This window comes from Pseudomonas sp. MM213 (assembly GCF_020423045.1).
GTDB classification, from domain to species: domain Bacteria; phylum Pseudomonadota; class Gammaproteobacteria; order Pseudomonadales; family Pseudomonadaceae; genus Aquipseudomonas; species Aquipseudomonas migulae.
Map to the genome: position 1 here is coordinate 2,864,818 of NZ_CP081943.1, position 12,735 is coordinate 2,877,552.

Sequence of the window (12,735 nt, forward strand, 5' to 3'; positions counted from 1 at the left end):
CTCTTGCCCCTTTCGTTCGGTGGCTCGCTAATGCTCGCCATGCCCTCGCTTCGGTCCTGCTCCGTGGGCCCGCCGCCATCGGCCATCCATGGCCGGGGGCGGCTAACCCGGCATCCATGCCGGGTTGCCCACTGCGCAGAACCTCCACTCGGCCTCTCGAGGGGGCGACTACCGCCACAGCCGCCGAGGCGGCCTGAAAGCCGACCTGGCTCTTCAGTCGTGTGCACTCTCCCGCACTGTGGTGGCTGCACTAGTCTTGGATGTTTGCACATTCCCTCTGTAGGAGCCGGCTTGCTGGCGATAGCGGTGGATCAGTCATCTGTTTATTGACTGGACAGACGCCATCGCCAGCAAGCTGGCTCCTACAGGGGAAATGCATATGTGTCTGGATGAATACGATCAACTGTAGGAGCCGGCTTGCTGGCGATAGCGGTAGGTCAGTCAACCTGTTTATTGATTGGGCAGATGCCATCGCCAGCAAGCTGGCTCCTACAGGGGAAATGCATAGGTGTCTGGATGAATACGATCAACTGTAGGAGCTGGCTTGCCGGCGATAGCGGTGGGTCAGTCAACCTGTTTATTGACTGGACGGACGCCATCGCCAGCAAGCCGGCTCCTACAGGGAATCGCGTTTGCTTTTGATTTTCACCACTCATCAGGCCGAGCGTTAGCTCGCCTTCCGCTTTTGATCTGAGCGCCCCCTCGAGAGGCCGAGTGGAGGTTCTGCGCAGTGGGCAACCCGGCATGGATGCCGGGTTAGCCGCGCACGGCCAGGGATGGCCGATCGCGGCGGGCCCACGGAGCAGGACCGGAGCGAGGGCATGCCGAGCCACAGCGAGGCACCGAACGAAAGGGGCAAGAGCGCTTTGGTTACTTTCGCGCTTTTCGAAAGTGACTCGCTGTAAAAGCGAAACCATAAGCCGCCATGACCACAGCAACGGATATACACACCAATCAAACAAACCCGCAAAAAAAAGCCCCGATCAAATCAGGGCTTTTTATAGAAAGAAACGAAGCGATTACTTCTCGGCACGCTCTTTCAGGGCCTTCAAGGTATTGAACGGCGCATCAACCACAAACTTGTTGGCAATCATCGAAGGCACGCTACCACCCGGCTCAGTGTGAACCTGATAGGTCACTTCAATCTGGTCACCCTTGGGCACGAACTTCCAGAACCCATCAACCTTGGCAACCCGCACAAAACCCTTTTCTTCAGGAATGTACTTCGGCACACCCTCAAGCTTACGGGTCAGACTGCCATCGGCGCCTACGGTAGTCGTGATATGCAGCACCGAATCACGCGCGGTCACCGGCCATGGGGTATTGAACTGGGTGTAGGTCCAGCTCTGATCGCCTTCATGCTTGAGCAGCTTCTGCTGCTTGCATTCGTGAATCCACGAGCAGGCGCCCGCCACGTCTTCCTGGAGTGCGCGCAATTTGGCCATGGTGGTTTTCATCAGGGTAACGCCCTGATAAGCCTTGTAGTCAGAGCCGGCCACTTCACTCAAGGACACCTTGATGCCGTCTTCATTCTTGGCCACCTTCCAGTCTTCGGCCTGTGCGGTGGCAGTCGCCAGCAAAACCGTCAAACCACACAGCACAGCCATACGATGCAGCGAACCCATAGTCTTATTCCTTATTGTTGAAGTTCCGTTCGTTGACACATCACGCCGCCGTCATCTGCTCCCACCAGCCCAACAATCTGATCGCTTCGTCACTGCTGTTTCCGCAGACTTCGACGTCGGCTTCAAAGGCCGAACACACGGCCGGACGTTCCGGTTGGCCGAAAATACTGCACAGGTTTTCGGCAGAGAGTTGTACGCAACGTTCTCCGGCGGCTTTGCCATTGGGCATACCGGGAATCGGAGAACTTATGGAAGGGGCAATGCAACAGGCGCCACAGCCTTCACGGCATTTCATGACGACGAGCTCCTCGCGACGGGTGATGTGTTAAAGGACGGGGCACAGAGTAACCGCTAAAACAGTTGTTTTAAATTACCTGTCGCGGGGTTTTTACGCTCAAACCAGCGTGACTGACCAGTCTCCGACAAAGCGTCTGGCCTGCGGGTCACGCCGAGGAAGGATTTACTGCTTGAACTCCAATTCCAGCGCCGCGCCCTCGACTTCCCGACGCTCTTCGTTACGCAGTTGCAACTTCATTTCGTTGCTGATCAGTCGCCCGTTGAGCTGGAACGGAGAGCTGCCAGCCTTCTCACCGAACATTTGCGGCAACACGGCGTCGTGCCGGGGCAACGGAACTGTACCGACCGGCTTAAACTCTTCGGCCATTTCCTCAGGCAAGCTCAAATCCAGGTCAGCCGAAGGCAGTTTGGTTTTCACCACTTCACTGGCCGGTTTCGATTTGGAGGCAATGGGTGAACGTTTTTTCTGCGTAGCCGCTTTCTTTTTGACCGGCGTGGCTTTTTTTGCCGGTGCCGGTTTTTTCGATGTCGCGCTGGCGGCCGGTTTTTCCTGAACGGGAGCCGCCAGGACGCCTTCCGAATTGAAGGTTATCAACAGGCAGATCGACAACCAGGCGGCAGGAAAAATCGGTTTCATGGATCCAACGGAGAACGGCGCTATCGGCAGAGGGCCATATGCTCGCTCGTTGGACGCGACATGACAAGCTCGGGCAGGAATTACCCGCCCGCCCGTCATATTCCGCCGGCCATCTCCTGGCAAAGCTGGGTAGCCAGCATGCCCAGGGTCATCAACGCACGCTCGGCTTCGCGATTCCAGGGAATGCCGCAGTTGAGCCGAATGCAGTGATTGAACTGCTCAGTGTTACTGAAAATCAGCCCCGGTGCGATGCTGATGCCTTGCTGCAACGCGCGCACATGAAGTTCTTGTGTATTGACCCGCCCCGGCAGACTCACCCACAGAATGAAGCCGCCGGTCGGCCGGGTCATCTGTGTGCCTTCCGGGAAATACTGCTGCACGGCGAGCTGGAAAGCGCTGAGATTTTTGCGGTACTCCTGACGGATGTAGCGCAAATGCCGGTCGTAACCGCCATTTTCCAGATACGCCGCGATCCCCATCTGCGTAACGCTGCAAGCCGAATGCGTGCTGAAGGTCTGCAAGCGCTGGATTTCCTGCTGGTACTTGCCGGCAATCATCCAGCCAATCCGCACACCCGGAGACAGGGTCTTGGAGAAGCTCGAACAGTAGATCACCCGATCCAGCCGGTCGTAGGCCTTGAGTGCCTTGGTGCGGCCCTGCTCGAACATCAGTTCGCCGTAGATATCGTCTTCGACCACCTGAATATCGAAATCCGAGGCCAGGCGCAGCAGTTGTTTCTGCCGCTCTTCGGGCATGGTGCCGCCCAGCGGATTGCTCAGGCGCGTGGTCAGTACCAGCGCTTTGATCGACCACTGATTCGCTGCCAGTTGCAAGGCTTCAAGGCTCATGCCGGTGGCCGGATCGCTGGGGATCTCGATGACTTTCAGGCCCAGCAGATCGGCCAGTTGCAGCAACCCGTAGTAGGTTGGCGACTCGGCGGCGATCAAGTCGCCCGGCCGGGTCAGCACGCGCAGGGACATCTGCAAGGCATCGACGCAGCCGTGGGTGATGACCACTTCCGACGGATCGACCACCACGCCGGCATCGCGCATGCGAATCGCCACTTGCCGCCGCAACGGTTCAAAACCGGGGCTGAACATGTAACTGAATGCCCGCGGGCTATGGAATCGGGTGACTTTGGCCAACTGCTGATGCAGCGCCCGCACCGGCAGGTAATCGACGCTCGGCACCGCCGCGCCCAAGGGAAACACGCCCTCACGACGGGATTCGACCAACACTTGTTGAATGATGCTGCTGCGGGTGACCAGGCCGGGACGTTCGACCCGGGCGATGTCCGGTGTCGGCGCAGTCAGGGCCGGCGTCTGGTGCACGTAGTAACCCGACTGCGGCCGAGCACGGATCAGCCCCTGATCTTCGAGATTGGCATACGCCTGCAACACCGTCGCATGGCTGACATTGAGCTGCGAACTCATCTTGCGCACCGAAGGCACGCGCTCCCCCGGCTGATAGACCCCACGACGGATGTCTTCGGCCAGTTGTTGAGCAATACGTTGGTAGAGCAAGAGATTGGTCATGACGCAGCACTCGATTTCACGGGCATTTTATTCTTGTGTGAAACAATACCGGAACAGTTTAGAAGTGTACGGGGACAGTTGCCACAATAGTCGACGGTACAGTGCAGTGTCAGCAAAATCTGTACTGCTTTGCGAGGCAATTCGCAGACACAAAAAACCCGGCGCTGTCTGGCAGCCCGGGTTTGTAGGAGCCGGCTTGCATGGTTTCACAAGGAAGCGTCCATTACCGGGCGGCGCCGAGCAGGCCTTTTTCGTCGGAGAACACAATTTCCACCCGACGGTTCTGCGCCCGGCCCCGTTCCGAGGCGTTCGCGTCTACCGGGTATTCGTCGCCATAACCTTCGACCTTAATGCGTTTTTCGTCGATGCCCAGGTCCGTCAACACGTCCGCCACCGATTGCGCACGGTCACGGGACAGTTTGAGGTTTTCCTGCTTGCCGCCGGTGCTGTCGGCGTAGCCTTCGATGCGCACGACGCGCTTGGGATTAAGTTGCAGGAATTGCACGATCTTCAACACCACGCGGTTCGCCGAGTTTTTCAGCTCCGCTTCGCCGGTGTCGAACAGCACATCGCCGAGGGTCATCACCAGGCCACGGTCAGTCTGGGTCGTGGCCAGCGCAACAATCTGCTCTTCAAGCCACTTGCCCTGCTGCTGCACGCTCAGAAGTTTGGATTCGCGCAGGGCCAGTTGCAGGCGCTGACGCTCCAGTTCGAGCTTCGCCGCACGCTCTTCGTTGAGTACCTGATTGGTGTGCTCCCGAGCGATTTCGCTGTAGCGCCGGCTCAGGTAGGCGTAATGCAGCACGTCGGACCCGCTGCCCCAGTAGCTGGACAGTCGATCGGCACGGGCCAGGGATTCACCGGCACGGATCACGTCTTTCGGCGCGATTCGCAGCACGTTGGAATCTTCCTTTACCTTCTGAAAGTCGGCACCCGCTTCTTGCAACGCGGCTTCACTGTGCTGACCGGCGCAGCCATAGAGACTCGCACAGCCAACAAGGATCAAGCCGCCGATAGCTTTGGACGTGAGGTTCATTGGGCATCCCCCACTTGCTTGCGCAATCGAGTGATGCGGGTGTTGAGAAGATCCAGCTTCTCTTCACTTTTGAGCGTCAGGACCTTGGCTTCGGCCAGGCGCGCGTCAAGTTCGGCCTGTTCGGCGCGCATGCGTGCATGTTTGTAAGACTGATCGGCCATATCACCTTGGGCACGGGCGAATTTATCTTCGGCCAGTTTCATTTCCGGCACGTCGTCCGCGGTGGCGCCCACGGCTTTGGCTTGCACGAGCACCTGTTCGGTCAGGCGTATCTGTTCATTCGGCGCCGGATCGGCTGCACAACCCGCCAGAGCCAGAACGGCCAGGGCAGCGAAAAGAGGTCGAATACTCACTAAAAATCCCTACTGTTTTGGGGTACTGGCGGGGGGTTGCTGTGGCTGCTGTTGCTGCGCTTTCCAGCGCTCGATGTTGCGTTGCAGCACGGCTTCCGTCAGTCCGGACGCGGGCAATTCTGTCATCTTTTTGGCCAGCTGTCCGCGCAACCACGGATCGTTGCAGGCAGAGTTATGGGAAACCGCGAGGAACAGTCCGGGTTTGTCGACCGGCTGCGGGCGCGCGACGAGGTCATTGGCCATGCTCAGGGCCTGTGCGGCTGCCATGCCCGAATAGCGTCCGGCGAGGACAAATTCCACTTCCCCCAACAGCAATTTCTGAAGGGCCTGGGTCAGGTTTGGAGTGCGTACGAGGGTCAATTGCTGCTCGGCGAACGTAGCGAATTCCGAGGTCATTCGAGACTTTTCCGACAACGCGCCGGGATGACCGTGAAGGTCCTGCGCCTGGTTGTAGATCAGTGGCGAGTCTTTTCGGGTCCAGACCAGGTAATCGTTTTCCAGCAACGGCGGATGGATGTAATCCAGGGTTTCCAGCTCACTGACCGTCAACGGCGCGTCGGCCAGCATGTCCATGCGCCCACTGCGCACTTCCTCCAGCGCCTGGGCGCGTTTGCCGGCATAGAGCATCTCGACCTTGATGCCCAACTGCCCTGCTACTTGTTGCAACAGGTCGGCGCTGGCACCGATCAGGTGCTTGGGGTTTTGCGGGTCTTGCCACAGATACGGCGGTGCATCCGGGCTGCCGGTGACCACCAGTCGCTCACACTTGCCCGCTGCGATGGACAGCGTCGGCAACAGCGTCAGACCCAGCAGCAATGACCAACCGAACACTCGATGCAGATCCATACTCAAACCCCGTTATATCCCCTGTAGGAGCCGGCTGGCTGCGGGCGGCGTTCCGACGATGGCATCATCGCGGTGTTTCAGATGAACCGCAGTGATGCCATCGTCGGAACGCCGCCCGCAGCCAGCCGGCTCCTACAGGAAGAGCAAAAAAAAGCCCGACCAAAAGGTCGGGCTCTTTATAGGTCAAGCGGCTGGATTAGACCAGCTTCTCGAACTCAGGGATGGCTTCGAACAGGTCCGCCACCAGGCCGTAATCGGCCACCTGGAAGATCGGCGCTTCTTCGTCCTTGTTGATCGCGACGATCACTTTGGAGTCTTTCATGCCGGCCAGGTGCTGGATCGCGCCGGAGATACCGACCGCGATGTACAGCTGTGGAGCAACGATCTTGCCGGTCTGACCGACCTGCATGTCGTTGGGTACGAAACCTGCGTCGACCGCGGCGCGGGAAGCACCCACGGCAGCGCCCAGCTTGTCGGCCAGGGCGTACAGGTGTTTGAAGTTGTCGCCGTTCTGCATGCCGCGGCCGCCGGAAACGACGATCTTGGCAGCGGTCAGTTCCGGACGATCGGACTTGGCCAGTTCTTCACCGACGAAGCTCGAAGTGCCAGCGTTGTGCGCAGCAGCAACTGCTTCAACGGCAGCCGAACCGCCTTCAGCGGCAACCGGGTCGAAACCGGTGGCACGCACGGTGATCACTTTGACCGCAGCGTTCGACTGAACGGTAGCGATGGCGTTACCGGCGTAGATCGGGCGCTTGAAGGTGTCAGCGCTTTCAACCGAGATGATCTCGGAGATCTGGTCAACGTCCAGCTGAGCGGCAACGCGCGGCAGGATGTTTTTGCCGTTGGAAGTGGCGGCAGCCAGGATGTGGCTGTAGCCCTTGCCCAGCTCGGCAACCAGTGGCGCGACGTTTTCCGGCAGTTGGTGAGCGTAGGCGGCGTTGTCGGCCACCAGCACTTTAGCCACGCCAGCGATTTTCGCAGCGGCTTCAGCCACGGCGCCAGCGCCCTGACCTGCAACCAGCACGTGGATGTCGCCGCCGATTTTGGCAGCAGCGGCCACAGTGTTCAGCGTGGCCGGGGCCAGCACTTTGTTGTCGTGTTCAGCAATAACCAAGATAGTCATTTAGATTACCTTCGCTTCGTTTTTCAGTTTCTCGACCAGTTCAGCCACCGACTTGACCTTGATACCCGCGCTGCGTGCAGCAGGCGCTTCGACTTTCACGGTCTTGTTGGTGGAGGCGGTGGAAACGCCCAAAGCGTCCGGAGTCAGCACTTCGAGAGGCTTCTTCTTGGCTTTCATGATGTTTGGCAGGGACGCGTAGCGCGGCTCGTTCAAACGCAGGTCGGTGGTGACGATGGCCGGCAGTTTCAGGGAAACTGTCTGCGCGCCGCCGTCGATTTCGCGGGTCACGGCAACGCTGTCGCCGGACACTTCGACTTTGGACGCGAAGGTGCCCTGACCGTAGCCGCTCAATGCAGCGAGCATCTGGCCAGTCTGGTTGTTGTCGCTGTCGATGGCCTGTTTGCCGAGGATCACCAGCTGAGGCTGCTCCTTGTCGACAACGGCTTTGAGCAGCTTGGCAACGGCCAGGGAAGTCAGATCTTCAGCGGATTCGACGAGGATGGCGCGGTCGGCACCCAGAGCCAGCGCGGTGCGCAGTTGCTCTTGAGCGGTGGACGGGCCGATGGAGACGACGACGATTTCAGTCGCAACGCCTTTCTCTTTCAGGCGTACGGCTTCTTCCACTGCGATTTCGCAGAACGGGTTCATCGACATCTTCACGTTGGCGAGGTCGACGCCGGAATTGTCCGCCTTGACGCGAACCTTGACGTTGTAATCCACAACGCGTTTGACAGCTACAAGAACCTTCATGGATTCCTCGTTACTCTCCGGTGAAAAGAAAGTCGCCTAGGCGAACCTGGCGGTTGATGCTCATCGGGCGCAAGGGCACCTCTAAAAACGCCGGCATACGTGTCAAGTGACCATCGCTCATGACGTTGATGACCGTTCGTCAGTGGTGACCAACAAGTCATTAAATATCGTGGCGTGTAAACTGCGCGCCAACACTGCGCTGCACATCACCTTGTACTGCCATCGCCCTGTCTTTAGAGGTGCTCTTGAAACCAACAGTCAGCCTACGGCGAGCGCAAAACCGACCGTATCTTGACCGGAACGCCTATTCCGGTCAATACGGCAAAATGGCCAGTCATAAGCCGCGTGACTTTGATTTCTCTGGCTTTGAGCCGATTCAAACAAACGTTTGTATTGGACGCTAAGAGTGGTGTAGATATAATGCGCCACCCAAAGAGAAAGGTGGTTCATCGATTGTCCTCTTCCTGCCTCGTGCAGGAATTCATGGATGCGACACCAAACCTCCAATTAGAAAAAAAACTGTTGAGCCTTGAGTAGGAGATAACCTGTGGAACGCGAATACATGGAATTCGACGTGGTCATCGTCGGTGCCGGCCCCGCTGGTCTTTCCGCCGCCTGCCGCTTGAAGCAGAAGGCTGCTGAAGCCGGTAAGGAAATCAGCGTCTGCGTGGTCGAAAAAGGCTCCGAAGTGGGTGCTCACATCCTGTCCGGTGCCGTGTTCGAACCACGCGCCCTGAACGAACTGTTCCCGGACTGGAAAGAACTTGGCGCGCCGCTGAACACGCCGGTCACCCGCGATGACATCTTCGTGCTGAAAAACGCCGACAGCGCGCAGAAGATTCCCGACCTCTTTGTGCCCAAGACCATGCACAACGAAGGCAACTACATCATCTCCCTGGGCAACCTGTGCCGCTGGCTGGCTCAGCAGGCCGAAAACCTGGGCGTGGAAATCTACCCGGGCTTCGCCGCGCAGGAAGCACTGTTCGACGAGAACGGCGTGGTGCGCGGGATCATCACCGGTGATCTGGGCGTTGACCGCGAAGGCAACCCGAAAGAAGGCCTGTACACCCCAGGCATGGAATTGCGCGGCAAGTACACGCTGTTCGCCGAAGGCTGCCGTGGCCACATCGGCAAGCAGTTGATCAAGCGCTTCAACCTCGACAGCGAAGCCGATGCCCAGCACTACGGCATCGGCCTGAAAGAAATCTGGGAAATCGACCCGGCCAAGCATCAGCCAGGCCTGGTGGTGCACACCGCCGGCTGGCCGCTGGACATCATGGGCACCGAGAACACCGGCGGCTCGTTCCTCTATCACCTGGAAAACAACCAGGTGGTGGTCGGTCTGATCGTTGATCTGTCCTACAGCAACACCTACCTGTCGCCGTTCGACGAGTTCCAGCGCCTCAAGCATCACCCGGTGCTCAAGCAGTACCTGGAAGGCGGCAAGCGCATCAGCTACGGCGCGCGCGCCATCTGCAAGGGCGGCCTGAACTCGCTGCCGAAAATGGTCTTCAAGGGCGGCGCGCTGATCGGTTGCGACCTCGGCACCCTGAACTTCGCCAAGATCAAAGGCAGCCACACTGCGATGAAGTCCGGCATGCTCGCCGCTGAATCCGTGGCCGAGGCGCTGTTCGCTGAAAAGGACGGCACCGAAGAACTGACCACTTACGTCGATGCGTTCAAGAAGAGCTGGCTCTACGACGAGCTGTTCGCCAGCCGCAACTTCGGCCCGGCGATCCACAAGTTCGGCGCCATCGTCGGCGGTGGTTTCAACTGGCTGGACCAGAACATCTTCGGCGGCAAACTGCCGTTCACCCTGCACGACACCAAGCCGGATTACGCTTGCCTGAAACTCGCGGCCGACTGCAAGAAGATCGACTACCCGAAACCGGATGGCAAAATCAGTTTCGACAAACTCAGCTCGGTGTTCATCTCCGGTACCAACCACGAAGAAGAACAGCCTTGCCACCTGAAGCTGGCCGACCTGAGCATCCCGATCGCCAAGAACCTGCCGATGTACGATGAACCTGCCCAGCGTTACTGCCCGGCCGGCGTGTATGAGGTGGTCACCAAGGAAGACGGCGAGAAGCGCTTCCAGATCAACGCCCAGAACTGCGTTCACTGCAAGACCTGCGACATCAAGGACCCTGCACAGAACATCACCTGGGTGGCACCGGAAGGTGCTGGCGGCCCGACTTACCCGAACATGTAAGTTGAATCGCTGAACATCAAGGCTCCCGAATGGGGGCCTTTTTGTTGCCCGCAATTCATACCCCCACACGGTCCTTGTAGGAGCCGGCTTGCTGGCGATAGCGGTGCACCAGACAAGATAAATGTTCGCTGACACACCGCTATCGCCAGCAAGCCGGCTCCTACAGGGGGTTGTCAGGCTGCTCGCTCATCTCCCGGATTACGCTCAAAGTAGCGCTTGTACTCCCGACTGAACTGCGACGTGCTCTGGTACCCGACCCGATGCGCCACCTGCGCCACGCCCAAGCCCTCCGCCACCAGCAACGTCTGCGCCTTGAGCAAGCGCAATCGCTTCAAATACTGCACCGGCGACAACAACGTGCTGCGCTTGAAATGCTCATGAAAGGTCGACGCACTCATGTTCGCGCAACTGGCCAGGGTCTCGACGTTCAAGGGTTCGGCGTAGTGCGCATGCAAATGGCTGATCGACGCCGCGACACGGGCGAACTGCCCCTGCTGTTCCACCAGCGCACGCAACACATCGGCCTGCGGCCCGCGCAACGCGACGAACAACAACTCGCGCAGGTGTGACGGCCCCATGATCCGCGCCTCCAGAGGATCGTGCAGACAACGCAACAACCGCTCCACACAGCCGCGCATGCCGTCGTCGAGTACCACCGAGGTCATCGACTCCGGCGTCTGCGCCGCAATGTGCCGTCCCGGCGCCAGTCCCATCGCCAGCACCAATTCCCCCAGCAGCACCCGGTCAATCGCCACGGAAACCCCGAGCAGTGGCGCATTCGGCAAGGCAAAGGTTTCGCACTCGAACGGCACCGGCAACGCTTGAATCAAGTAATGCCCGGCGCCGTACTCCAGGGTTCGCGGCCCCAGATACGCCAGTTTGCTGCCCTGGGCGATGATCATCAGGCTCGGTTCATAAATATGCGGGCCACGGGCGACGTCACAACTCGCGCGCAGAACTTGCACACCGGGCAACCCGGTCTGGGTGAAACCGTCGCGGGTCGCCAGTGGCTCAATCAGCGAAACCAGCGTGGCATTGGCATCGAGATGACGGGTCAACAACATGGGAGCTCTTCACAAAATAATCACGGAAAAAGGGATGAAAGCATCATCGCAGGTCTGATTGCCCATTGGACCCAACGAACGCAGATGCCGGAGGAATAGGCATGACACCCGGAGGAATCGCCATGGCCGCGTAATGGTACGGCGCCCAAAATGCGCCGCCTCACCTGTCATGCTTTTTGCGAGGTCCACCATGTACACCGCCATCGGATACGCCGCCCAGTCGGCCACCACTCCCCTTGCCCCCGTGAAATTCGAACGCCGCAGCCCGCGTGCCGACGACGTGGCGATCGAGATTCTCTACTGCGGCGTCTGCCATTCCGACATCCATCAGGCGCGCAATGAGTGGGGCATTGCCGTTTACCCGCTGATGCCCGGCCACGAGATCGTAGGCAAAGTGACCGCCATCGGTGCGAATGTCACCCAACATAAAGTCGGCGATCTGGTCGGCGTCGGCTGCATGGTCGATTCGTGCCGCAGCTGCGAAGCCTGCCAGGCCAACCTCGAACAATATTGCCTCGAAGGCCCGACCATGACCTACGCCACACCCGACCGGGTCGATGGCAGCAACACCATGGGCGGTTACTCCGACAGCATCGTGGTCAGCGAGCACTTCGTGGTGCGCATCCCGGAAAAACTTGACCTGGCCAGTGCCGCGCCGATCCTCTGCGCCGGCATCACCACCTACTCGCCGCTCAAGCACTACGGCGTGAAAGCGGGCGACAAGGTCGGGATTCTCGGCATGGGCGGCCTCGGCCACATGGGCATCAAGTTCGCCAAGGCAATGGGCGCGGAAGTCACGCTGTTCACCCGTTCGGCAAGCAAGGCTGAAGAAGGTCGTCGTCAGGGCGCGGACCATGTGATCGTGTCCACCGATGCCGAGCAGATGAAGGCTGCGGCCGGCCATTTCGACTTTCTGCTGGACACCATTCCTGTGCAGCACGACCTCAATCCCTACCTCGACACGCTGCGTTTCGATGGCGTGCACATTCTGGTGGGGTTGATTGAACCGATTGATCCACCGGTCCACGCGGCCAAATTGGTGTTGGGCCGCCGTGTACTGGCCGGCTCGCTGATCGGCGGCATCGCCGAAACCCAGGAAGTGCTGGATTTCTGCGCCGAGCACAACATCACCTGCGACATCGAAATGCTCGACATCCGCCAGATCAACGAGGCTTACGCCCGCATGATCGCCGGTGACGTGAAGTACCGCTTCGTCATCGACATGGCGACGCTGAAAGTCTGATCAGACCTTAG

Annotated in this window: 12 protein-coding genes; 2 read left to right on the top strand and 10 right to left on the bottom strand. The window is 59.1% G+C overall.

Annotation, left to right across the window (positions count from 1 at the left end; translation table 11 throughout):
* Positions 1-1,019: 1,019 nt before the first annotated feature.
* The 9 genes from K5R88_RS12945 to K5R88_RS12985 form a co-directional block, all read right to left on the bottom strand.
* Entirely contained in the window at positions 1,020-1,625 is a 606-nt protein-coding gene (locus tag K5R88_RS12945) for an START domain-containing protein (protein WP_008040859.1), read from the bottom strand.
* 40 nt (positions 1,626-1,665) lie between these two features.
* Entirely contained in the window at positions 1,666-1,920 is a 255-nt protein-coding gene (locus K5R88_RS12950) for a YkgJ family cysteine cluster protein (protein ID WP_008032889.1), read from the bottom strand.
* Positions 1,921-2,085: 165 nt separating this feature from the next.
* A complete protein-coding gene (locus K5R88_RS12955) occupies positions 2,086-2,559 on the bottom strand; it encodes a translation initiation factor 2 (RefSeq protein ID WP_207286297.1) in 474 nt (157 codons plus the stop codon).
* A 95-nt stretch (positions 2,560-2,654) separates the two neighbouring features.
* Positions 2,655-4,094: an aminotransferase-like domain-containing protein gene (locus K5R88_RS12960; protein ID WP_207286296.1), complete on the bottom strand. Its 1,440-nt coding sequence runs from the start codon at positions 4,092-4,094 to the stop codon at positions 2,655-2,657.
* 223 nt (positions 4,095-4,317) lie between these two features.
* A complete protein-coding gene (locus tag K5R88_RS12965; protein WP_008040863.1) occupies positions 4,318-5,130 on the bottom strand; it encodes an OmpA family protein in 813 nt (270 codons plus the stop codon).
* Entirely contained in the window at positions 5,127-5,483 is a 357-nt protein-coding gene (locus K5R88_RS12970; RefSeq protein WP_008040864.1) for a DUF4398 domain-containing protein, read from the bottom strand. The genes K5R88_RS12965 and K5R88_RS12970 overlap by 4 nt, the downstream gene beginning before the upstream one ends.
* A 9-nt stretch (positions 5,484-5,492) precedes the next feature.
* Positions 5,493-6,329, bottom strand: a complete 837-nt coding sequence (locus K5R88_RS12975) for a substrate-binding periplasmic protein (RefSeq protein ID WP_226300076.1) — start codon at positions 6,327-6,329, stop codon at positions 5,493-5,495.
* Positions 6,330-6,525: 196 nt separating this feature from the next.
* On the bottom strand, positions 6,526-7,455 hold the full coding sequence (locus K5R88_RS12980) for an electron transfer flavoprotein subunit alpha/FixB family protein (RefSeq protein ID WP_223453145.1): 930 nt from the start codon (positions 7,453-7,455) through the stop codon (positions 6,526-6,528).
* A complete protein-coding gene (locus K5R88_RS12985) occupies positions 7,456-8,205 on the bottom strand; it encodes an electron transfer flavoprotein subunit beta/FixA family protein (protein ID WP_007942046.1) in 750 nt (249 codons plus the stop codon). It abuts the gene before it with no gap.
* A gap of 547 nt (positions 8,206-8,752) precedes the next feature.
* On the opposite strand from K5R88_RS12985, the gene K5R88_RS12990 reads away from it, so the two are divergent.
* Positions 8,753-10,417 carry an electron transfer flavoprotein-ubiquinone oxidoreductase gene (locus K5R88_RS12990; protein WP_032829072.1) on the top strand — a complete coding sequence of 555 codons (1,665 nt, stop codon included), beginning with the start codon at positions 8,753-8,755 and terminating at the stop codon, positions 10,415-10,417.
* A 173-nt stretch (positions 10,418-10,590) separates the two neighbouring features.
* Here the strand turns inward: K5R88_RS12990 and K5R88_RS12995 are convergent, their stop codons facing one another.
* Positions 10,591-11,481: an AraC family transcriptional regulator gene (locus K5R88_RS12995; RefSeq protein WP_207286294.1), complete on the bottom strand. Its 891-nt coding sequence runs from the start codon at positions 11,479-11,481 to the stop codon at positions 10,591-10,593.
* 190 nt (positions 11,482-11,671) lie between these two features.
* Here K5R88_RS12995 and K5R88_RS13000 point away from each other — a divergent pair, with 190 nt between their 5' ends.
* Entirely contained in the window at positions 11,672-12,724 is a 1,053-nt protein-coding gene (locus K5R88_RS13000) for an NAD(P)-dependent alcohol dehydrogenase (RefSeq protein WP_008032874.1), read from the top strand.
* Positions 12,725-12,735 lie beyond the last annotated feature (11 nt).

Excerpts from the sequence above, each read along its gene's own strand:
- K5R88_RS12945 (WP_008040859.1), bottom strand. The coding sequence starts at position 1,625 with ATGGGTTCGCTGCATCGTATGGCTGTGCTGTGTGGTTTGACGGTTTTG.
- K5R88_RS12950 (WP_008032889.1), bottom strand. The coding sequence starts at position 1,920 with ATGAAATGCCGTGAAGGCTGTGGCGCCTGTTGCATTGCCCCTTCCATA.
- K5R88_RS12955 (WP_207286297.1), bottom strand. The coding sequence starts at position 2,559 with ATGAAACCGATTTTTCCTGCCGCCTGGTTGTCGATCTGCCTGTTGATA.
- K5R88_RS12960 (WP_207286296.1), bottom strand. The coding sequence starts at position 4,094 with ATGACCAATCTCTTGCTCTACCAACGTATTGCTCAACAACTGGCCGAA.
- K5R88_RS12965 (WP_008040863.1), bottom strand. The coding sequence starts at position 5,130 with ATGAACCTCACGTCCAAAGCTATCGGCGGCTTGATCCTTGTTGGCTGT.
- K5R88_RS12975 (WP_226300076.1), bottom strand. The coding sequence starts at position 6,329 with ATGGATCTGCATCGAGTGTTCGGTTGGTCATTGCTGCTGGGTCTGACG.
- K5R88_RS12980 (WP_223453145.1), bottom strand. The coding sequence starts at position 7,455 with ATGACTATCTTGGTTATTGCTGAACACGACAACAAAGTGCTGGCCCCG.
- K5R88_RS12985 (WP_007942046.1), bottom strand. The coding sequence starts at position 8,205 with ATGAAGGTTCTTGTAGCTGTCAAACGCGTTGTGGATTACAACGTCAAG.
- K5R88_RS12995 (WP_207286294.1), bottom strand. The coding sequence starts at position 11,481 with ATGTTGTTGACCCGTCATCTCGATGCCAATGCCACGCTGGTTTCGCTG.
- K5R88_RS13000 (WP_008032874.1), top strand. The coding sequence starts at position 11,672 with ATGTACACCGCCATCGGATACGCCGCCCAGTCGGCCACCACTCCCCTT.